This is a genomic window from Microcoleus sp. Pol12B3, from assembly GCF_036701355.1.
Lineage (GTDB): Bacteria > Cyanobacteriota > Cyanobacteriia > Cyanobacteriales > Microcoleaceae > Microcoleus.
In genome coordinates this window covers 21,004-41,512 of record NZ_JAUBQS010000046.1, presented here as the reverse complement: position 1 = coordinate 41,512, position 20,509 = coordinate 21,004, and the positions used below count along the sequence as shown (strand labels likewise).

General features: G+C 44.8%; 20 protein-coding genes. 11 read left to right on the top strand and 9 right to left on the bottom strand.

Features of this window, described 5'->3' with window-relative positions:
• Positions 1-179: 179 nt before the first annotated feature.
• The 6 genes from QUA53_RS20915 to QUA53_RS20890 all read left to right on the top strand — a co-directional run bounded on the left by QUA53_RS20915 (position 180) and on the right by QUA53_RS20890 (position 7,105).
• The gene (locus QUA53_RS20915; RefSeq protein WP_333099573.1) at positions 180-1,235 is read left to right on the top strand and encodes an SMP-30/gluconolactonase/LRE family protein; all 1,056 of its coding nucleotides are present in this window, start codon (positions 180-182) and stop codon (positions 1,233-1,235) included.
• 97 nt (positions 1,236-1,332) lie between these two features.
• Positions 1,333-3,060, top strand: a complete 1,728-nt coding sequence (locus QUA53_RS20910; protein ID WP_333099574.1) for a hypothetical protein — start codon at positions 1,333-1,335, stop codon at positions 3,058-3,060.
• Positions 3,061-3,384: 324 nt separating this feature from the next.
• On the top strand, positions 3,385-4,845 hold the full coding sequence (locus tag QUA53_RS20905) for a DUF1565 domain-containing protein (protein WP_333099575.1): 1,461 nt from the start codon (positions 3,385-3,387) through the stop codon (positions 4,843-4,845).
• 199 nt (positions 4,846-5,044) lie between these two features.
• Entirely contained in the window at positions 5,045-5,380 is a 336-nt protein-coding gene (gene psb28, locus QUA53_RS20900; RefSeq protein ID WP_333075282.1) for a photosystem II reaction center protein Psb28, read from the top strand.
• 83 nt (positions 5,381-5,463) lie between these two features.
• The gene (locus QUA53_RS20895) at positions 5,464-5,970 is read left to right on the top strand and encodes a MogA/MoaB family molybdenum cofactor biosynthesis protein (protein ID WP_006632696.1); all 507 of its coding nucleotides are present in this window, start codon (positions 5,464-5,466) and stop codon (positions 5,968-5,970) included.
• A gap of 274 nt (positions 5,971-6,244) precedes the next feature.
• On the top strand, positions 6,245-7,105 hold the full coding sequence (locus QUA53_RS20890; RefSeq protein ID WP_333249056.1) for a methylated-DNA--[protein]-cysteine S-methyltransferase: 861 nt from the start codon (positions 6,245-6,247) through the stop codon (positions 7,103-7,105).
• Between the two features lie 85 nt (positions 7,106-7,190).
• On the opposite strand, the gene QUA53_RS20885 is transcribed toward QUA53_RS20890, so the two are convergent.
• Entirely contained in the window at positions 7,191-8,093 is a 903-nt protein-coding gene (locus tag QUA53_RS20885; protein WP_333099577.1) for an alpha/beta fold hydrolase, read from the bottom strand.
• A gap of 197 nt (positions 8,094-8,290) precedes the next feature.
• Here QUA53_RS20885 and QUA53_RS20880 point away from each other — a divergent pair, with 197 nt between their 5' ends.
• Positions 8,291-9,643, top strand: coding sequence for a cytochrome P450 (locus QUA53_RS20880; RefSeq protein ID WP_333099578.1), 1,353 nt, complete (start codon positions 8,291-8,293; stop codon positions 9,641-9,643).
• Between the two features lie 32 nt (positions 9,644-9,675).
• On the opposite strand, the gene QUA53_RS20875 is transcribed toward QUA53_RS20880, so the two are convergent.
• Together QUA53_RS20875 and QUA53_RS20870 are read right to left on the bottom strand one after the other, a co-directional pair.
• Positions 9,676-9,999, bottom strand: a complete 324-nt coding sequence (locus QUA53_RS20875) for a hypothetical protein (protein WP_333099580.1) — start codon at positions 9,997-9,999, stop codon at positions 9,676-9,678.
• Between the two features lie 303 nt (positions 10,000-10,302).
• A complete protein-coding gene (locus tag QUA53_RS20870) occupies positions 10,303-11,238 on the bottom strand; it encodes a class I SAM-dependent methyltransferase (protein ID WP_333099582.1) in 936 nt (311 codons plus the stop codon).
• A 332-nt stretch (positions 11,239-11,570) separates the two neighbouring features.
• On the opposite strand from QUA53_RS20870, the gene QUA53_RS20865 reads away from it, so the two are divergent.
• Together QUA53_RS20865 and QUA53_RS20860 are read left to right on the top strand one after the other, a co-directional pair.
• Positions 11,571-12,473: a hypothetical protein gene (locus tag QUA53_RS20865; RefSeq protein WP_333099583.1), complete on the top strand. Its 903-nt coding sequence runs from the start codon at positions 11,571-11,573 to the stop codon at positions 12,471-12,473.
• A 208-nt stretch (positions 12,474-12,681) separates the two neighbouring features.
• A complete protein-coding gene (locus tag QUA53_RS20860; protein WP_333099603.1) occupies positions 12,682-13,623 on the top strand; it encodes a glutathione S-transferase family protein in 942 nt (313 codons plus the stop codon).
• 281 nt (positions 13,624-13,904) lie between these two features.
• Here the strand turns inward: QUA53_RS20860 and QUA53_RS20855 are convergent, their stop codons facing one another.
• The 5 genes from QUA53_RS20855 to QUA53_RS20835 all read right to left on the bottom strand — a co-directional run bounded on the left by QUA53_RS20855 (position 13,905) and on the right by QUA53_RS20835 (position 16,570).
• Positions 13,905-14,183 carry a type II toxin-antitoxin system PemK/MazF family toxin gene (locus QUA53_RS20855; protein ID WP_333099584.1) on the bottom strand — a complete coding sequence of 93 codons (279 nt, stop codon included), beginning with the start codon at positions 14,181-14,183 and terminating at the stop codon, positions 13,905-13,907.
• Positions 14,177-14,425: a hypothetical protein gene (locus QUA53_RS20850; protein ID WP_333099585.1), complete on the bottom strand. Its 249-nt coding sequence runs from the start codon at positions 14,423-14,425 to the stop codon at positions 14,177-14,179. The genes QUA53_RS20855 and QUA53_RS20850 overlap by 7 nt, the downstream gene beginning before the upstream one ends.
• Before the next feature lie 7 nt (positions 14,426-14,432).
• Entirely contained in the window at positions 14,433-14,858 is a 426-nt protein-coding gene (locus tag QUA53_RS20845; protein WP_333099586.1) for a hypothetical protein, read from the bottom strand.
• Complete coding sequence (locus QUA53_RS20840) at positions 14,855-15,175, bottom strand: hypothetical protein (RefSeq protein WP_333099587.1); 321 nt, start codon at positions 15,173-15,175, stop codon at positions 14,855-14,857. Before QUA53_RS20840 ends, QUA53_RS20845 begins: the two co-directional genes overlap by 4 nt.
• Positions 15,176-15,718: 543 nt before the next feature.
• Complete coding sequence (locus QUA53_RS20835) at positions 15,719-16,570, bottom strand: hypothetical protein (RefSeq protein WP_333249053.1); 852 nt, start codon at positions 16,568-16,570, stop codon at positions 15,719-15,721.
• 386 nt (positions 16,571-16,956) lie between these two features.
• Between QUA53_RS20835 and QUA53_RS20830 the strand changes: the two genes are divergently transcribed.
• The gene (locus QUA53_RS20830) at positions 16,957-17,406 is read left to right on the top strand and encodes an REP-associated tyrosine transposase (protein ID WP_333099589.1); all 450 of its coding nucleotides are present in this window, start codon (positions 16,957-16,959) and stop codon (positions 17,404-17,406) included.
• Between the two features lie 390 nt (positions 17,407-17,796).
• Here QUA53_RS20830 and thyD read toward each other — a convergent pair whose 3' ends face one another.
• Positions 17,797-18,723 (bottom strand): thylakoid membrane protein ThyD, encoded by a 927-nt coding sequence (gene thyD / locus QUA53_RS20825; protein WP_333099590.1) that lies wholly within the window; start codon positions 18,721-18,723, stop codon positions 17,797-17,799.
• 148 nt (positions 18,724-18,871) lie between these two features.
• Here thyD and QUA53_RS20820 point away from each other — a divergent pair, with 148 nt between their 5' ends.
• Positions 18,872-20,503 carry a DUF3352 domain-containing protein gene (locus QUA53_RS20820; RefSeq protein ID WP_333099591.1) on the top strand — a complete coding sequence of 544 codons (1,632 nt, stop codon included), beginning with the start codon at positions 18,872-18,874 and terminating at the stop codon, positions 20,501-20,503.
• Positions 20,504-20,509 lie beyond the last annotated feature (6 nt).

Below are 20,509 nucleotides of genomic sequence, written 5' to 3'. Positions count from 1 at the left end.
AACTTCAGGAATGTCAGCAGGTGGCGATCGCTAATTGAAATGACATTGCTATACTATGTTATCCGCGCGACGCTCTGTTTAAACTAGCCACAGTTTTGTATTTTTAATATAAATCCAAGATAGATGCGGTACGATCGATTGCACTACCGCTCTCAATCCATGCAATTAACAAGGCAAACATGACAGCCAAAATTGCTACAATCAGCCTTTTGTTTATAGTTTTGACTGTAGCATTCAGCAACACGCTTTCCCAAAATCTTTTTTTAAAACTTTTCCCTGACAGCAACTCGCCCAATAAATTAACATCAAAATCTACAATATTGACCGCCCGTACGAAAAACAGGGAGGAAAAAAACACCCTGCAAAATATTCTAGATGACAGCGCAAAATTAGAAAAACTAGCTGGGGATTTCCAATTTATAGAAGGCCCAATTTGGCATCCAGACGGCTTTTTGCTGTTTAGCGATATTCCCGCCAATATTATCTATAAATTTACCTCAAACCAGCAAGTTGAGGTATTTCGCCGCCCTTCGGGAAAAGCCAACGGGAATACTTTAGACAAAGAAAACCGCTTGCTTACTGCCGAACACGAAAATCGCCGCGTATCGCGCACTGAAAAAGACGGCAAAGTTATCACATTGGCGGATAGATACGAGGGAAAAAGGCTCAACAGTCCGAACGATTTGGTTGTTAAATCCGACGGCAGCATTTATTTTACCGATCCGTCCTACGGTGTTAGTAAAGACCAGGAAGAATTGGGTTTTTACGGTGTTTACAGGCTGGCACCCGACGGGCAATTAGCTCTGCTGGTTAAGGATTTAGTGCTGCCGAATGGCATTGCCTTTTCACCAGACGAGCAAAAGCTTTATGTTAACAATTCGGAAGCGGGATACATTGCTGTTTTTGATGTAAAACCGGACGGAACTGTTACCAACCAGCGGCTTTTTGCAGAGTTAAAAGATGCCGCCACTAAAGGCGGAGTTCCCGACGGTTTAAAAGTTGATTTAGAGGGGAATGTTTACAGCACCGGGCCGGGGGGAGTGTGGATTGTATCGCCGGATGGCAAGCTTTTGGGGAGGATTTCTGTACCTGAGACGGCGACTAATTTGGCTTGGGGAGAAAGCGATCGCAAAATGCTTTATATTACGGCTAATACAAGTCTGTATCGGATTCGCCTTAAAATTGCGGGTGTGCGGCCTGGAAAACGATCTAAAATCGGGCGAAGTTGGAAGTAAAGCGGTTTTTATTAGGGGTGATTGACGGGGTATGATATAATCGTAGGTTTGAGAATCAGTCATTCCCGATTCTTTAATCTCGAATCTCAAATCTCTAATGGTATTAATAGCTCGGTTGCACAAATTTCTAACTGCTACAGTCGATCGCAAATCCCGATTGCACACAATATTTTGGTTGACTTTGAGCTTGACATTTGCTGCACTTTATGATGTTTTAGGACTCAAGCAAGCCTTTAGCGCCGAGTATATGGTGCAAGACGATGCGAGGCAGCACGTTTTCTGGATGATGCGGTTTGTCGATCCTGAATTATTCCCCAACGATTTCATTGCTAATTACTTTCAATCTGTCGCCCCCGCAGGATACAGCACGCTCTACAAACTAGCCGCAACAATTGGCATTCACCCGCTATTATTTCACAAAATATTGCCACTATTTCTAGGCTTAATCTCCACTTATTACTGTTTTGGCCTGTGCCTAGAAATGCTGCCAGTGCCGATGACGGGATTTATTGCATCTTTGCTGTTAAATCAGCATATGTGGATGACTGATGATTTGGCTTCTACAACGCCAAGAGCTTTTATATATCCGATATTCCTTGCTTTTTTATATTATTTGTCGCGCAGTTCCTTGCTGCCTTGTTTGGGAGCGATCGCGCTGATCGGACTATTCTATCCTCCTTACGCCTTGGTTGCTGCTGGAATTTTAGTTTTGCGCCTGCTATGCTGGAAAAACGGCGGTTTGTGCTTGTCGGGCGATCGAACAAATTACCTATTTTGCACTACAGGTTTGGGAGTTATTTTTTTAGTAATGCTGCCCTACGCCTTAGACAACTCTGAATTTGGCCCAACTTATACCGCAGCAGAAGCGAAGCAAATGGCCGAATTTGTCCCCAACGGCAGAAATGCTTTTTTTCGTCCAAACCCTAAAGATTATTGGTTAACAGGGCGGGGTAGCGGGATGTTTCCCAAGTCGCTGTTTACGCCTGTAACTCACTGTGTCGGATTGTTATTTCCGCTGCTGCTGTTTTTACGATCGGCTTTTCCCTTAGCCAATCAGATTCAAAGCAAAATCTGGCTTTTACTTCAGCTATTTTTAGCATCCTTGGCGATGTTTTTTGCGGCTCACGCTACCATTTTTAAGTTGTATCAACCAGGTCGCTATACGGCCTACGGCTTGCGATTTATTGTTGTTTTGATAAGTGCTATCAGCCTAACCTTCATTATCGATGGAGTCGGTTATTGGGCATCAAAAACCGCAACAAAATTTAATTTAAAAAATTTAGTGGCACTAATTACGACAGCGACAATCGCTATCGCAGTTGTTCTTTATCCCTGCTTAGTAGAAAAATTTCCCACAGTCGGGTATGTCGAAGGTAAAATGCCGGGTTTGTACAAATTTTTTGAGCAACAACCTAAAGATATCTTGATTGCTTCGATCGCTGCAGAGAGTGACTATTTGCCAATATTTAGTCAGCGTTCGGTTTTGGTGGCAAAAGAATATGCAGTGCCGTATCAGAAAGGCTACTACAGCAAATATAGACAGCGACTTAACGATTTGATTCGCGCTCAATACACTCCCGATAGAGCTGTATTGCAAAATTTCATTAATAGCTATGGAGTTGATTTTTGGATGCTCGATCGCAATGCTTTGACTCTTCAGTATATAAAGGATGATGGCTGGCTAAATCAATTTGATTCAACACCGGAGGCGAGGCTTTCTCTCGAACAAGGGCAAATTCCCGCCTTAGCTTCAGCAATCACAAGCTGTGCTGTTTTTCAGAATGAAGCTCTAGTGGTTTTGGAGGCGTCTTGTATTGTGAAATAAACTGGAGTTAGAACGGCTCACACCCAGAAAAAAATGCCATACCATCCCCGAACTGAGAACGAGAAAAAATCAACTTTATTGACGAAAAATCTTGACTTTTAGGTTAAACCGGAGGCAAGAAACCCGGTTTCTGACCCAAGAATTAATAGTTTAGCGATTTGTAGTGAAATCCCCTTGCGGTTGCGACTCCTGATGAGTGATGTTGCGGATATCGGGCAATTAAATAATCTCCGCAATCACAGGTGAATATAGATCCGGGGTCAAGTTCGCAGACAATGAAAATTGCACAAAAGCTCGATCGCCAATTATCTCTTTAACAAAAACATGGCAACACTTTACGTCAACCCGCAAACAGGCAGTGATGCCGCAGCGGGCACCCAATCGGCCCCATTCAAAACTATAGCCCGCGCGATCGCCCGCGCTGCATCGGGAAGCACTATTGAGTTAGCACCGGGAATTTACAGCGCTGCTAGTGGCGAAAAATTCCCCTTGGAAATTCCCTCTGGAGTAAAAGTTATTGGCAATGAAGCTAACAAAGGTAGAGGCATTCTGATTCAAGGCAGCGGCAAATTTGTCAGTCCCACCGCTGCGGAACAAAATATCACGATACTGCTAGCAACTACTTCGGAATTGCGCGGAGTAACTGTTACTAATCTCGATAGTCGCGGCACGGGTGTCTGGATTGAGTCAACTTCTCCGACTGTGGCTAACTGCACTTTCACACTTTGTAAGGGCGAAGGCGTTTTTGCCGCGGGCACTGCTAATCCTGCGATTCTAGACAACATATTTGTGGAAAACTCATCCGCTGGGGTGATTGTGGCGGGAACTGCTAAAGGAGCAATACGGCGCAATATTTTTCAAAAGACGGGTTTCGGGATTTCTCTGCAAGCTCAGTCGGCTCCTTTGATTGTTGATAACCAAATTTTGGAAAATCGATCCGGTATCGTTTTAGCGGGGGAATCTCAGCCGATGTTACGCAAGAATCGCATTGAAAAAAATACCGAAGACGGTTTGACTGCGGTGGGGAAGTCGCTGCCAGATATTGGTACTGCTCAAGATTTGGGCGGCAATATTTTTCAGAATAACGGTGAATTAGACTTGCAAAACGCGACTGAGGTTAAGATTTCTGCGGTGGGAAATCAGCTCAATTCTTCGCGGGTGAAAGGTTTATTTGATTTGGGCAATGTGACGCCAACTCCGATTCCTGGCAAGCTACAGTTTAGCGACATCAGCACGCATTGGGCTAAGGATTTTATCGATCGCTTGGCAAAGATGAATATTGTTAGCGGCTTTCCCAACGGCACTTTTCAACCTTACGAGATTGTAACCAGAGCTCAGTATGCAGCTATGCTGGCGAAGGCATTTGAATTGGTGCCACGCCGTGAGGCAGCAGTTTTTAAGGATGTGGCGGCGGATTTTTGGGCCAAGGGAGCGATCGACCAAGCTAATCGAGCTGGCTTTTTGGCTGGATATCCAGACAGCACGTTTCGCCCGGAGCAGAATTTGACTAGAGTTCAGGCGATCGTATCTTTGGTAAACGGCTTGCAGTTGGGTGGCGGCAACCCCAATTCTTTGAGCGTTTATGTCGATCGAGCTCAGATTCCCAGTTTTGCCACCGACGAGATAGCAACCGCCACAGAGCGCAAAATCGTGGTCAACTATCCCGCGCGCGAAAAGTTTTCTCCCGCCCACGACATTACCCGTGGCGAGATATCCGCCCTCATCTACCAAACTCTGGTAGCCACAAACCGAACCGAGCCCATTAACTCTCCCTACATCGTCTGAGGGAATTAGGAGACAAGGGAGAGGATAACTTGGGCTACAAAGAACCAACCCATATCCTCTCGCCCTTGTCACCGATTGCCTCCCTCTTACCCACTCTCACCCACTCCCACTCTCCCAAGTCTTGATTTGCGAGTACCCGAATCGTTTTATGATTAAACATTAAGAAATTAAGCAATCCTTAAGGTTCGAGTGTCAGATTATGGCTAAAATTCAATTTTCTCGGGGTATAGACGAAGATGTTGTGCCCGAAGTGCGCCTAACCCGTTCTAAAAGCGGAGAGCAAGGCACTGCCACGTTTCTCTTTGAAAATCCCAAAGCTCTCAGCAGCACCAGTACCGAAGACATTACTGGAATGTACCTGATCGACGACGAAGGCGAACTCCTCACTCGCGAGGTTAAGGCTAAGTTCATCAACGGTCAGCCTGCGGGTTTGGAAGCTCTTTATATCATGAAAAGTTCCGCCGAATGGGATCGATTTATCCGTTTCATGGAACGCTACTCGGAAGCAAACGGTTTAGGATTTAGCAAGGCATAATGGGTAGTTGGTAATTGGTAATTGGTAATTGGTAATTAGCCGATCGCCGGTTGCCGGTTGCCGATTGCTTAGAAGAAGAAACTATGACGCAAATTCCTCACCCCGACTTATCTAAAATAACCGTAAACTGCGCTATCATTACTGTTAGCGACACGCGCTCCGCTGAAACCGACAATAGTGGCTTGTTAACTAAGAAGCTGCTAAAAGATGCGGGTCACTCGGTGGTAGCTTACACTGTTGTTAAAGATGATGCGGCCAAAATTGTATTGCAAATGCAGGCTTTTTCCCAGCGTGAAGATGTGGATGCAATCATTTTTAACGGCGGCACGGGCATCGCTCCCCGAGATACGACTTATGATGTGATGGAGAGTTTGCTAGACAGGATTTTACCAGGATTTGGTGAAATATTTCGGTTTTTGAGCTATCAAGAAATTGGTTCGAGGGCGATCGCCTCTCGCGCCGTTGCAGGCGTTTATCAAGGCAAGTTAGTCTTTTCTCTTCCGGGCTCTAGCAATGGCGTGAAACTAGCTGTGGAAAAGCTAATTTTACCTGAATTAGTTCACTTGGTGACGCAGTTGCGCGGTGGGTGAGAGCGAAAGTTCGGTTAATCACCTGGCAGAAAGCAATTTGGTTACAACCCCCCGATGCCTCCGGGAAGTGAGAAAAAAGCTTTGAATCCTCATCGCCAGCCCCCGGTTTAGCAATGAGGTCGCTTTCTTCAATCTCTTCAATCTCTTCAATCTAAAATCTAAAATCTAAAATCGACTGACTGAATTCACCGCAAGAAACGGGTGGCTTTGAGCCTACTCTATAGCTAAAGTAAGGAAACATCAAAATTCCCTTGACTTAGACTAGATGATTTCGATGCAGAATGCGAGTGTCTATGCTAGCGAAGATTATCACCGGATTGCTCGGGCGATCGCCTTTATGCGACAACACCACCTAAACCAGCCCAATCTGGCAACTGTGGCCCAACACATAGGACTGAGTGAATATCATTTTCAACGGCTATTTACTCAATGGGCCGGCATTAGCCCCAAGCGGTTTTTGCAATATCTGACAGTTGAATATGCCAAGTCAAAAATCACTCAGACTAAAAGCCTTTTAGACCTAACATTGGACGTGAGGCTATCGAGTCCCGGACGATTACACGATTTATTTGTGAACTTAGAAGCAATGTCACCAGGGGAGTTCAAAACAGGCGGAGTAGGTTTACAAATTCGCTATGGCATTCATGATACCCCCTTTGGCACATCTCTAATTGCTACAACTACCCGTGGTATTTGTAATCTTTATTTCTTGGAGACAACAGATGAACAAACCGCCGCACAAAGACTGCGATTGGCATGGAAAAACGCTGAAATCATTCGTGATGAGCAAGCGACTAAATCATTGCGTGACCTGATTTTCAATTCAGAAACTCTCAGCGAGCAAAAACCACTAACGCTCTTGGTAAAAGGCACTAACTTTCAGATTCAAGTTTGGCGAGCACTTTTGCAATTGCCATTTGGTGCGATCGCCACCTATCAGACTATAGCTCAAATGGTAGCTCGCCCAACTGCTGCTAGAGCTGTAGGAAATGCGATCGGTAAAAATCCGATCGGCTATCTAATTCCATGTCACCGTGTGATTCGAGAATCTGGAGAACTCGGTGGCTATGGTTGGGGAGTAGAGCGTAAAACAGTCATGTTAGGTTGGGAAGCTAGCCGTACAATCTGCGATTGATTATCCTTTTGGTTTGTTTGCGCCACGATTATGAACCGCCCGGTAGGGAAACCCTAAATAGCCTTCTCGACCGGATTATACAGCCCTACTTGAGACTCCGATTGTAGAAATCAGCAACTTTGTCAACGTACCTCTTTGGGTTCGTATTGTAGCTTTCTGGATGTTTCTTCGCATTGGTTTCCCAATATTCGGCCGAAGGATATGCTTCTCTGAGTTGACGAGCGTTTTCTATAGGCGTATAAGGATCGATCGCACTATGAATAATCAAAACAGGTCTAGGGGAAATACGACCTATCTCCTGCACTGGCTTAGAAGAAGTTAGATCGTATCCAGTCAACAAATGTCCAAACATCATGGTAGAAAGAAGAAATATCCCCGGTAATCCTGAAGCTGACTGCCAATGCTTCTGAATAATTGGATAAACCTCTGCGTAACTACTGTCAGTGACCACTGCTCCGATGTCAGAGTCATCTGCTGCTGCCCCAATTACAGTAGCAGAACCCATTGAAAAACCTAAAACCCCAATCTTTTTTGGCTTAAAGCCCCTGATTTTAAGCCAATCCACTGCTGCAATAACATCTCGCCTTTCTGTAATTCCAAAGGTGAAGCGAGAATCAGCACTTTGCCCATGTCCTCGCAGATCGATCGTAAGTATCGAAAAGCCTTTTTGATTCATAGCTGAACCAAACTCGGCAAACTTTCCAGCAAGCTCACAAGTCCGACTGGAATTCAATCCATGCACTAAAATTAATACCTTGTCTGTTGCTTTTTCTGGAATAAACCAACCAGCAATCTCCACGCCATCAGGTGTACGAAATTTTACATTTTCAGGAGGAACAGCAAAAACAGATGCTTTAAGAGGGTCAAAGCATCTGTTTGGCTTTGAAAGAGTATGTCCTGAATAAGCTGAGATGCCGAAATAGCCAACCACTAGAAATGCTGAGATACCAGAAGCTAAATTGATAAAAAGATGCTTTTTGGCTTTCATCTATTTTGTTACCTAATTCTTGAAGATTATTTTAAGCGAATGCTCTATTCATAGTTCTGGTGTAACTTATGCTCAGAAACCTGGGATCTCGCCTCCAGTCGATCGACCGCAGATAAATTTCAGGGTGCCAACGGTCGATCGAAAACTTCGGAGTATGTCAAAATACACTAGAAACATTGTGTACCGCCAGTTTTGCAATGACGCTGCCTACCGGATCACGTTCTCCTGCTCTGTTCCAAACGCTTTCGCTGGTAGCTGACCCGATCGCATTTTTCGATCGCTACTCTGCCAAATACGGCGATACATTTACCGCCCGCGTGTTGGGCCCCGCTTCGCCCCCCGTAGTGTTTCTGGGCCGTCCAGAAGCGATTCAGGCGGTGTTTACGACGTTAGCCGATGCCTTTGAGTTTGGCAAAGTGACCAACGTATTTCGCCCGCTGGTGGGAAATGAATCCCTAATTATGAATGAAGGGCCGCGACATCTGCGACAGCGACAGCTATTAATGCCCGCCCTGCATCGGGAACAGTTGCACAGTCAAGGGCATTTGATTGTTGATTTGACGAAAAAGCAGACGATCGACTGGAAAGCCCCAGATGCGATCGCAGTCCGCCAAGAAATGTCAGAAATTTCGCTGCAAGTAATCTTGCAAGTCGTGTTTGGATTAGTGCCGGGAGAGCGCTACGAACGCCTGAAACAACTCCTCAGCAAGCTTTTAGAAGCGATTACCTCTGAACTTTACTCGATACAATTTTTCTTTGAACCGTTGCAGCAAAATTTGGGATCTTGGAGTCCGTGGGGGCAGTTTTTGCAGCAGATGGCGCAGATTGACTCGCTGATTTATGCGGAAATTGCCGAGAGGCGATCGCATTCTCTCGATTCGTCTCGCACGGATATTCTGTCAGTCTTGATGATGGCCCGCGACGACAGCGGCGAATCCATCGGCGATCGAGAATTGCGCGATCAGTTAATGACGCTGTTGTTGTTGGGACATGAAACGACTGGATCGGCGTTGACTTGGGCGTTTTACTGGCTGCATCAGTTTCCCGAATGCCTTGCTCGGTTGCGGCAGGAATTGGATGAATTAGGCGAGAATCCCGATCCGATCGCGCTTTCGCAGTCGCCCTACTTAACAGCAGTCTGCAAGGAAGCGCTGCGGGTTTATCCAATTGCCTTAATTTCGCAGCCGCGCAAGGTGAAACGGACGATCGAACTCGAAGGCTATACATATCAACCGGGAACGATTTTAATCCCCTGTGTCTATTTGGCCCACCGTCGCCCTGAAACCTACGAAAATCCCGCTCAATTCAACCCCGATCGCTTTTTAGATCGCAAGTTTTCCGCCTCTGAATTTTTACCATTTGGAGGCGGGAGTCGAAGCTGCATCGGGATGGCGTTATCGATGTTTGAAATGAAGCTGGTTTTAGCAACGGTGCTATCTTCCCGTGAGTTTGTATCGAATCTCGATCGGCCAATTCGTCCGGCGCGCCGGGGAATCACCTTTGTGCCGCCCGATCGGTTTCGGTTAACGGTTGTGGGCGATCGGCGTTAGATTCTTTGAAAAGCCGTGTCAAGCAAGATATGTTATTCGATGAAAATCCCAGCAACTTTGTCTCCATTCATCGTCATGTGTACGACAAATTCATCTCCACCATCTTCAAAACTCAGCTTCCACAAATAAATCTGACAATTACCTTGTTTTAGCTCACCAAAATAATTAATTGAGTATCCCTTTTCCAGGCGGGAAGCGAGTTGCTCGCTAACATCGTCAAACATTTTTTGTGTAATGCTCGCTTTGTAGCCTGCATCGCCCACTGTTGTAAAAAGCTCGTAATTTTTCGCTGCCGTGGCATCCAAGATAACCTGCAAACAATCAATGACCTTTTGAGAGGGGGCTGTCAAGTTCATGATGATGTCCTTTAGTTAGGGTTCGATCAAAATCAGTAACAAATGGCGCTGTTAATAGTTCCTACGTCGGTCTAATATCAAATCCGGTTGCATGGGAATTATTTATCAGTAGGGGGCGCGATCGCAGAAGTTTTAAAATCCACAGCTTAGACTATTTACACTCACGCACCACCCCAAGAACTTAATAATATCGATGCAACTTTACTATTTATAGCAGTTTTTAATCGAATTAAATAAAGACAGCTTTAGACACGGCAGTGCCGTGTCCTACCCGATATCCGTAGTGCACTATACTGAAAATCGCTAGATTGCCTCAGCAACAATAGTGCGGTGTCGGACTGTATTGCAAGTGATTGTGGGCTGGGCAAAACCAGAATCAACTAAAGCTTGCTCAATATCCAACCCAAAATACTGATCCAAATAAGGCTCCGTACTCTTGAGCAAAGTCAAAATATAAGGAGGCATTTTGGCATAAATTTCCGACTGAGGATTCATATCCATAATTGTCAAGTGTCCGCCAACACGTAGCAAACGCCTCGCTTCCCGGAACACTTCTCTAGTAGCTTTCTGTGGCAATTCGTGACAAACTAGACAAATAGAAACTAAATCAAAAGCAGCCGCAGGCAAACCAGTAGATTCAGCAGCAGCGTGAACCCAAGTCGGAGACTTTTGATTTAAAAATTCAGATTCTCGCTGTTGGGAACGGTATTTAGCAACTGCTAAAAAATAAGGCGACAATTCCACCCCAGTCATCTTCGCTTCCGGGTAAACATCCCCAAGAGCAAAGGTACTCATTCCCACACTGCATCCTAAATCAACAATATCCTGCGGTGAAGAAGCAATCTGAGATTTGATGACCTCGTGATAGCTGGCGCGGAGTTTTGCATCGCCTTCTGCACCTGCTTCCGGCCAAATTGTGGCGTGAACTGTACGGGCGGCAACTTCAACTTCTGTAGCAGCTTCCCAGCTCATATTACCTTGTTCGTAAGCGTGGAATGAAGTTAGATAATATTTTGGGTAAACAAGATCTGGATTTTGGACGCTGAGCAATTCTGCGTCCCAATTCCGAGCTAAAAGTGCTTGGGATTCTTGTCGCCAATGCACTCCGATTTTTTCTGCTCTTTTTATCATCATTTCCCGCGCTTGGTGCTTGGCTAGATTAGCCAAAGGCTTGATGGAAAGTACGCTATTTACTAAACGCGAGGCTACTCCCGGAGTTTTGTTAACTGCAACAGTCATATTTTATGTTTTTCTATTTTCCGCCATTTATTTTAACACGTTTAGGCGATTTGGAGTCGGTCAATATAATGAAACTTAACTTTGTGCTAGCGAGTGAAATGCAAATTTTTTGTGGAAAAGACTTTTTTTAATGTACCGCAGAGGGCGCAGAGAACGCAGAGAAGCGAGAAGAGAGAAAAGATCAGAGGATTGCAAAACTGGATCTCGTCGTGTAATATTTATTTGCGCTTATCTAATTTTTTCTGGGGAATTAACCTGGAATCTGGAATCGGATTGGCAGAAGTTGGAGTATTTGGAAGAACACTTTAAATCTGGCTATTCAGGAGTTTGGGATGAGCAAATCTATTGTGGAATTGGTTAACAATTTGCCGTCTGGTGGTGTCACTGTGAAGATGCTCAAATCTCTCGATTTTGTAGTTCCGGGGGAGTGGAATAATCTAACGGGTTTTGATAATACTATTGAAGCGGTGACAGGGGAAACAAAGCGCAAATTAGTTGGTAAAATTCGCGATCGCGCGATCGAGCTTTACGCCAACCCCAACGAGCCATATCAAGGGGTAGTAAGGCTTTACCAGTTAGCAGACAGCGCTGACAGTGCGTTAGGTGCAACGGCTATGGCCAGTAAAATCAGCGAAAACATTGGCTTTCTTTCCTTTCTGAACCGCCTCACTCCCAAAGCTGACACAACTCAAACGATCGACTTGTGCGTCAAAGTGGCGATCGAGCTAATTGCCTTCTGCAAACTTAACAATATTTCCCTTGACAATGTGGGAAGCTTTGCTAATTATTTATCCAATTACAAAGGCGAATCTCTGATGCGGATGGCTGCATTAGTATGCGCTGACGGTTTAATTCCCCTTGGCCCGGACTTCCTTAGAGTAGCGCAAAATACCCTAGGTGGCTTGAATCATTCAGCCTTGCAGCAAAACTCAACATTCCAAAATATCAGCAATCTAATTCCCGGTGCAAATAATTCACAAAAGTTCGGATTTGTGACAGCAACTTTCGCCTCAGCGCAAGGTTGGATGAACAATTTAGTACAGTCTCGCGGCTTAACTCCCGCCACAGTTTTAGGCAATCTCAAGCAATACGTTGATGTTATCGATGACAAATTGGATTATGTCGCTGCGTTTTTGGACATGACTACCAATTATTACGAACATACGGGAATTCAGACAGTTGCTCGCCAATTGATCGATCGAGCTTATGCTGAAATAGCCTCTGGCAGATACTAGAAAAGTCGTTCTCAGGTGAGGGAACAGAGCGAGGCAGAGCCTCGGTATCTGCGTTCCCAGGCAGAGCCTGGGGACGAGGGGAGAAACTTCGCAATGTGAGTTAAAATAAGCTGATTATGTTTAGCAAACCTCTTTTAATCGCATTGTGAAAAACAAATCGCTTCCTTCATCCGTAACAGTCAAGCTAGGCAAATTTGTCTGGACATCAATGTGGCAATTAATGATGTCAAAACTAGCGCCGCCCGATCGCACGGGAGCATACATTCGCCCCAGCAGCAGTTTCCGCAACTTTGTCAGCACTGCACCAGACAACCCTCACGGGCCCGCTGCGGGACGGTATCGCCTCTTCGTGGGTACGGGATGCCCTTGGGCGCACCGCACTCTGGTGACGAGGGCGCTCAAAGGGCTTGAAGATGCGATATCGGTGTCTGTTGTCTATCCCTCTGAAGGGGGAATGTGGGTGATGGAGTCGGAGACTTTTGGCTGCAACACGATGCCGGAACTTTACCAGTTGGCTTTACCGGGCTATCAGGGGCGGTTTACGGTGCCGGTGCTGTGGGATGACTCGACAAAGACGATCGTCAATAACGAGAGTTCGGAAATTATTGTGATGCTAAACTCCGAGTTTAACGAGTTTGCTAGCAATCCTCAAATGGATCTTTATCCTCTGGATTTGCGATCGCAAATTGACGAGTGGAATGAGAAGATTTACCAATCGGTGAATAACGGTGTTTATCGCTGCGGTTTCGCGCAATCTCAAGCTGCTTATGACTCGGCTTGCAGTGAATTGTTTGCTGTTTTAGACGAGATCGATCGATCGCTCTGGAGGAGTCGTTACCTTTGTGGCGATCGGGTGACTTTAGCAGACGTGCGGCTTTTTACTACTCTATTCCGTTTTGATGCAGTTTACTACAGCTTGTTCAAATGCAATGTGCGCCGCATTCAAGATTACGAGCATTTGGGAGCTTATCTGCGCGATTTGTACCAGTTACCGGGAGTTGCTGGCACTTGCGATTTGGAGGCTGTGAAGCGCGATTATTACGGCAATTTGTTCCCGCTGAATCCCGGCTGCATTATCCCCGCTGGGCCCGATCCGGCGAGTTTGCTCAAAGCTCACGATCGCGCAGGGATCAGAAACCGGGTTTCTTAACAAAATCGGGCGTGAAGATGCCAGAATTATCGCAGAAACCCGGTTTCTAGGATGCTTGGGCGATCGCGTGGGGACTCAGAAACCGGGTTTCTTACCCAAATCGGGCGTGAGGATGCCAAAATTATCGCAGAAACCCGATTTCTTGGCTGAGGGTCGATCTTGTTAATGCCAACTCTACAACTGCCGTATTCTTGATGATTAACTACTCATCAACAGTCATATCTTCAAACAAAATAGGTTCAATTCGCTTCAATACTTCCTTAACTAAATCTTCTGGACATTCACCAATCAAACTTGCTTGCCTTGAGCGATAATCTTGCATAACGGAGTTGATCAGTCATAATTACACCTGTTACCGCTTCACCTTCAGGAATGGGAACATAAAACGGATTTTTGCGTTGTGTGGTGCTAATCGGACAGACAAACACAAACCCCATTTTTCGGTTAAATTTAGTTTGACTTACAACCAGTGCAGGTCTAGTACCCATTTGTTCGTGTCCGGCTTGAGGATCGAAATTGAGGCGAATGAAATGACCTCGTTCTGGGATATATTTTACCAAAATTCTTCTCCTTCTGGTTTTCCCCAAGAGATTTCTTCGCTGGGTTCTATTTCGCCTGCTAATAATTCATCTAGGGTATATTTGGAAATTTTCTGATTTACAGGTTCTATGACTATTTTTCCATTTTCTATACGGCAAATTACTGCATCATCTACTTTCAGGTTGAAATATTTTACAATATAGTCCGGTATTGGCAAAGCTAAGGAATTACCCAAGTTGCTGATGTTTATTTTTGCTGTCATATATTATTCACCACATAAACAGTTCTTTGTCAACATAAACATATTTCCCCAAAACCGTCAGTGGTATCATCTCCCCTCTCCCAAGTAAATCAATTGAAACCCCATCTCTAATCAATATTTTAAACAATTCCTCGTCATCTTTTATTAAACTAGCATCTAATTCAATAACTTGACCTTCTTCCCCCATTACCTCCAACAAATCAGAAGTAGATACTTGAAATATTTCCTGATTACACCGCGCAGTCAAGCAATTGCCGTAACTTCCCGTAGCTTCAATATCAGATATTACCCATTGCTTTAAGAGATAATTTTTGTCTAAATACTCAATGATTTTTGCAACTTTCAATTCCAGTGTTTCTTCTGCTTCCGGGCAAAGAGTCACAGCCCATTTTTGACCGATATTATAGGTAATAGCCGACTTTTCAGATTTCATAGTGCTTCCAAGATTCTACTTCTAGTAGGAGTACCACCAGTGGGATTTGGTATCCACCGATGTTGATGCGGTGGCGGCAGATGATCTGGACGGGGATTGCCATTAGGATAGGTGGGACTGGTAAAATCAATATCTCTTACGGGTTGCCCTGACTCATCAAACTCTCGCGCCTGATAAATCCTCTGGTTATAAGTATCCCATCTTAACTGAGAATCAGGGCCTAGAGCATTCGGATCGGGTCTTGATTCCCCAAGTCGTGGCGGTTGCTGGTTTTTCAGCACCAGTCTGCCATCTGCATAGCGTGAGTGAACTGACAATCTAAGTTTATGCTTTTTACTCAATCAACTTAATTATTATCTCACTTTTTAGAAGGCAATTAGTAGAGATGCGCGATCGCCCGTGCTCAGAAACCGGGTTTCTCCATAAATCTCTGTGATTATCGAAATTGAAGCGAATAAAATGACCTCGTTCGGGGATATATTTTAGCAAAATTCTTCTCCTTCTGGTTTTCCCCAAGAGATTTCTTCGCCCGGTTCTATTTCGCCTGCTAATAATTCATCTAGGGTATATTTGGAAACTTTCTGATTTACAGGCTCTATGACTATTTTTCCATTTTCTATACTGCAAATTACTGCATCATCTGCTTTCAGGTTGAAATATTTGGTTCTTCAGTACGTAGTATGCTAAACAACCCAAAATCAAGCTGTAAACCTTGTTAAATAAGGATTAAACGAAATATCGCTCATTCTAGCCCAATTCATCTAAATAAATAGTCAAAACCTTTGCTCCGCAAAGGTTTTGACTACATTTCTATACAAGTTGGCATACCAAGTAATGAAGAGCCATTATTTTTTGTATACTCATCCAAAGATTTTATAATAATTAGGATCTTTTTTAATAAAAACTCTCAGTCTAAATAATCGATAATAAAACACAACCTGTTTACTTAGTTTGTTGTTAATTTTCTCCCAAAGGGAACGTTTGGGATATTCAATCTGTTTATGGATGTCGAAGTAAATTTGTTTCTCCTGAATAATTGCTTGTCCATTTTGGATTCTTACTCGTTCAATATTATCCTTAAAGAATGGAAATTTGTCTTCGCGAAAAAAATCAAATGTCATCCCAATTCGAGCCGCAGCTAGCCCCATAGCATAACCCTCACCATGATAGATTTCTTGCATTTCAAAAAAGTAAGAAATTGTCTGCCAAAGTTCAAAAAATTCCCCTTCTAATCCATTCTGTCTCTTCATGACAAACATAAACTCGTGAAGCCACTTCACTTGTTGAATATCAATATTTAGTTTTTGCCCTGCTGCTTTTATAACTTCAATTTCTTTCGGATTTTTAATGTTTTGTATGCGTTTGACCAAATCAGTACCTGCTCTTGCTGTAATTCCAGGAGACCAATTCATTTCTTCTACTAGAGGGCCTAGCAATCTAACATCAGAGTCTAAAAACATACAACTCTCAAATAGTGAGAGAGCTTTTTCAAGAACGAAACGTTTGTCATGATACCCTTTCACACTCTGGAGGTGGTGCTTGAACACCAGAACATGAGGGAAATTTTTAAACTGCTCTGGTTGATCGCTTAGGATACATAAAGTTGTGGAAGGCATATGGGTCTGGATATCTTCAGCTAGCATCTTTACATGAGCACGATACCTATCACCTACAGCTAGAGTACAAAAACAAAACTTTTCAGATGTGTCCATATGATTTGATCGCAAGAGATGTGAGTTAAACTTGCAGAAATTTTTCGTGAATCTAACTTATGAAAATATTTTATGTTGACACCCTTATTACGATCAGGTGATAATTTAACAGCACATCCCTCGTTCCCAGGCTCTGCCTGGTAACTGATATCCAGAGGCTGAGCCTCGCCCCAACCCACCAACAAACCCTCCATTCCCTTCTAGGCCCTGCCTGGTCCCTCGTTCCCAGGCAGAGCCTGGTAACGCATATCCAGAGGCTGAGCCTCGCCCCAAGCCTTAAACAAACCCTCCATTCCCTCGTTCCCTCGTTACCAGGCTCTGCCTGGGAACGCATATCCAAAGGCTGGGCCTCGCCCCAACCCTTAAATAAACCCTCGATCGCCCCAATGGGAAGAAGCAGATACAAAGTAATATATTCCGACAACCAACCGCACTTTGTCACCTCTACAATTATCAACTGGATTCCTGTATTCTGTCAAGCAGAAATAGCACAAATAGTCTTAGATTCCTTAAGTTTTATGCAACGGGAGAAGCGTTTAGCCTTACACGGTTACGTTTTGATGGAAAATCACTTGCACTTAATCGTAACTTCTTCTGAATTGTCAACACAAATGATAAATTTTAAATCATTTACAGCTCGCTCCATAATTGAATTGCTTGAAAAAAATCAAGTTAGAAACATCCTCGATCAACTCGCATTCTATAAAAAGCTACACAAAAAAGACCAAAAATATCAGCTATGGCAAGAAGGGTTCCACCCGCAAGCTATTTTGGATGAGGCAATGCTGTTGCAAAAATTGAAGTATATCTACAATAATCCTGTTATACCAATTTAATGTGAAGTTGCACATATCTCGATCCCCCTAAATCCCCCTTAAGAAGGGGGACTTTGATCGGAATCTTGCCCCCCCCTTACTCAGGGGGGCTAGGGGGGATCGGATTCTATGCAACCTCATAAAAAATTGGTATTAGGCGCGGCTATGTTGACGATCCAGCTTGTTGGAGATATTCTAGTTATCGAAATTATATGGGTCAGGATGGATTGTTGCCAGTTGATTTGATTGATTGTTGAGTCGGATGATTTGTTTGAAGGAGCGAGGCAGAGCGTCTGGATATGCGTTACCAGGCTCTGCCTGGTAACGAGGAATTTTGTTTGAGTCCCTCTCAGCTCGGACTTTGTTTCTTTAGCCCCGAATTCTATTCGGCGGGTTCTGTTCTGTAGGTTCCTAACTTCCCGATAAAATCTCTTCGAGTGCTAATTTCAGCGTCGGATATTGATATTGAAAACCACTAGCTAAAGTTTGTTTCGGCAACACTTTCTGCCCTTCCAAAACAACTTTTGCCCCATCTCCCAACAGCATTTCTAAAGCAAAACTTGGCACCGGCAACCAAGAAGGCCGCTTTAAAACTTCCCCTAAAGTTTGGCACAATTCATTCATCCGCACCGGATTCGGTGCTGTCGCATTCAAAACGCCTTCAACTTGCGAATTTTGCAAAGCGTACAAAATTAAATCAACCACATCCTCGCGATGAACCCAAGAAAACCACTGTTTCCCAGTGCCCAGCGGCCCGCCTGCAAATAGTTTAAAAGGTGGCAGCATTTTTGCCAACGCGCCTCCCATTCCCAAAACTATCCCCAGCCGCAAAATTGCTAGCCGCGTTCCCGCATTTTTGACAGGTTGGGCGGCTGCTTCCCAGTCTTTGCACACTGTTGCTAAAAAATCGTTTCCTGCGAGGCTCGTTTCGTCAAACTCAGCGGTTTCGCTGGTTCCGTAATAGCCGATCGCCGATGCGCTAACAAACACCGATGGTCTAGGATTAGCATTGACGATCGCCTCCACCAATTTTGCCGTCGTCAGTCTGCGACTGTCCAGAATTGCTTGCTGGCGCGCCTCCGTCCACCTTTCCTCCGCAATCGGAACCCCTGCTAAATTGACAACAGCGTCGCAGCCCGCGATCGACTTTTGCCAATCACCAGACTCCGCAGGAGTGTAGGCGACAACTTCCAAATTCGGATAAGCTGAAGCCGGAAAAACTCGGCCAGCCTTCGCCGCATCCCTGCTCAAAACCACCACTTGATGTCCCGCAGCTTGCAGCTTCTCCACCAGCCGGCTACCTACAAATCCCGTTGCTCCCGCGATCGCTACTTTCATCTTTTACCAATAATGCACAGTTCTAGCAGTTTAGACGATCGTCCAAACTTGTTTTGAATTATACAAAAATAAAGAGCCGGCCCGATCGCCTCCCCACAAGCCAAGTGTATTTTCATTAAACTGATAAAGGACGCGAGGAACACAAACCATGCCTGCAAAAAAATCAAAGCTTCTAATTGCTGCCTCCATCGCCGCAGCAGGTAGCGCTGCGGTCTACTTTTACTTCCAGGGTTTGAGCCAACAAGTATCCAACCCTCAAGACAGCGCCAAAGTTGTGCCCGACGAAGCAATGATGGCCGCGTTTATCTCCCCCAATCCCCAAGCGTTGTCAAAGTTGCAGCGATTTGGCACGCCAGGGGCTCAAAAGTTGATTGGTCAGGGTTTGAAGGGCTTTCAAGAACAAAGCTTGGCAGGCACTCAAATCGACTTTGACAGGGACTTAAAGCCTTGGTTAGGGGGGGTGATGGTCGCTTTGCTGCCCCCTGATGCTGTGACGAATACAGAGCCTCCAAAACTGCTGGTAGTAGTCAGCGTGAAAAATAAAATTAGCGCTTGGAATTTTGCTAATAAATTAAAATCTCAGCCCGGTGCAACTACTCAAGAAACCGAGTATAAAGGAGTTAAAATTTTTGAGATTGCAGAGCCAACTGGCAAGCGCTACAGTGTGGCTTTGCTGAACGACCAATTAGTGATGGCTCCTTTGAGAAAGCCTGTGGAATTGGCGATCGATACTTTTAAAGGAGAACCCTCCCTCGCTACGCAGCAGAGTACAACTAAGTTTTTTGCAGAGAGTGCTGGTGTCAAGAATCCGATCGCAACTGTTTATATTGCTGACTATCCTGCTGCAATTGAGCAATTGAAAGCTAATTTGCCCGCAGATATCCAGTTGCCTTGGACAGTGTTTTCGCAGTTCAAACAAGTTAAGTCTTTGGTAGCGGGAATTGGAGCAGATAGTGAGGGATTGAGGGTAAAAACTATTGCTCAGTTAGACCCTAAATTTGTGCAGCAAAATCCACAATTCGCATCGAAATTGTTGCCCAGATTTCCTGGTGAAACTATTGCTTTAGTCGGCGGCAAGGGACTAGATCAAATTTGGTCGCAAGCGACAGCCCAGGCAAAAGATAGTCCGGAAGTTGACAGGGGAGTTCAGCAGGTGAGGAGTAGTTTTAAGCGGTTGGATTTGGATGCGGATCGTGATGTTTTTGGTTGGATGAACGGGGAATTTGCGATCGGGGCGATCGGTTCCAATCAAGGGATTTTGTCTCAGTTGGGGATGGGGGCGGCGATGATTTTTGAAACCAGCGATCGCCCTGCAGCGGAAGCAACCTTGAAAAAACTTGATGCGATTGCCAAAAGCAATCCTACAGTCAGCGTTGCCCCCAGACAAGTTCAAGGCAAAGAGGTTACGGAGTGGCAAATACCCCAGCAAGGCACTTTATTCGGACACGGTTGGCTGAATGAAAATTCTGTGTTTGTAGCTTTTGGCGGGCCTTTAGTTGATGTGATTACTTCGACGCCACCGCAACCGTTAAGCAGCAGTCCGAGTTTTCAGGCGATCGCTACTTCTTTACCGCGGGCCAACCAAGGTTACTTTTACATAGATATGGAAAAAACCATGTCTTGGGCTAACCAATATTTGCTCGCAGTACAGCCAAATTTAGTTTCGCCGCCCGCTGCTGAATTGCTCAATTCTCTCCGAGGAGTTAGCGTAGCCACAGCTTCTACACAACCGACAACTGCTGAGTTGGAGATGCTTTTTGCCTTCAAGTCTAACCGGTAATTTTTC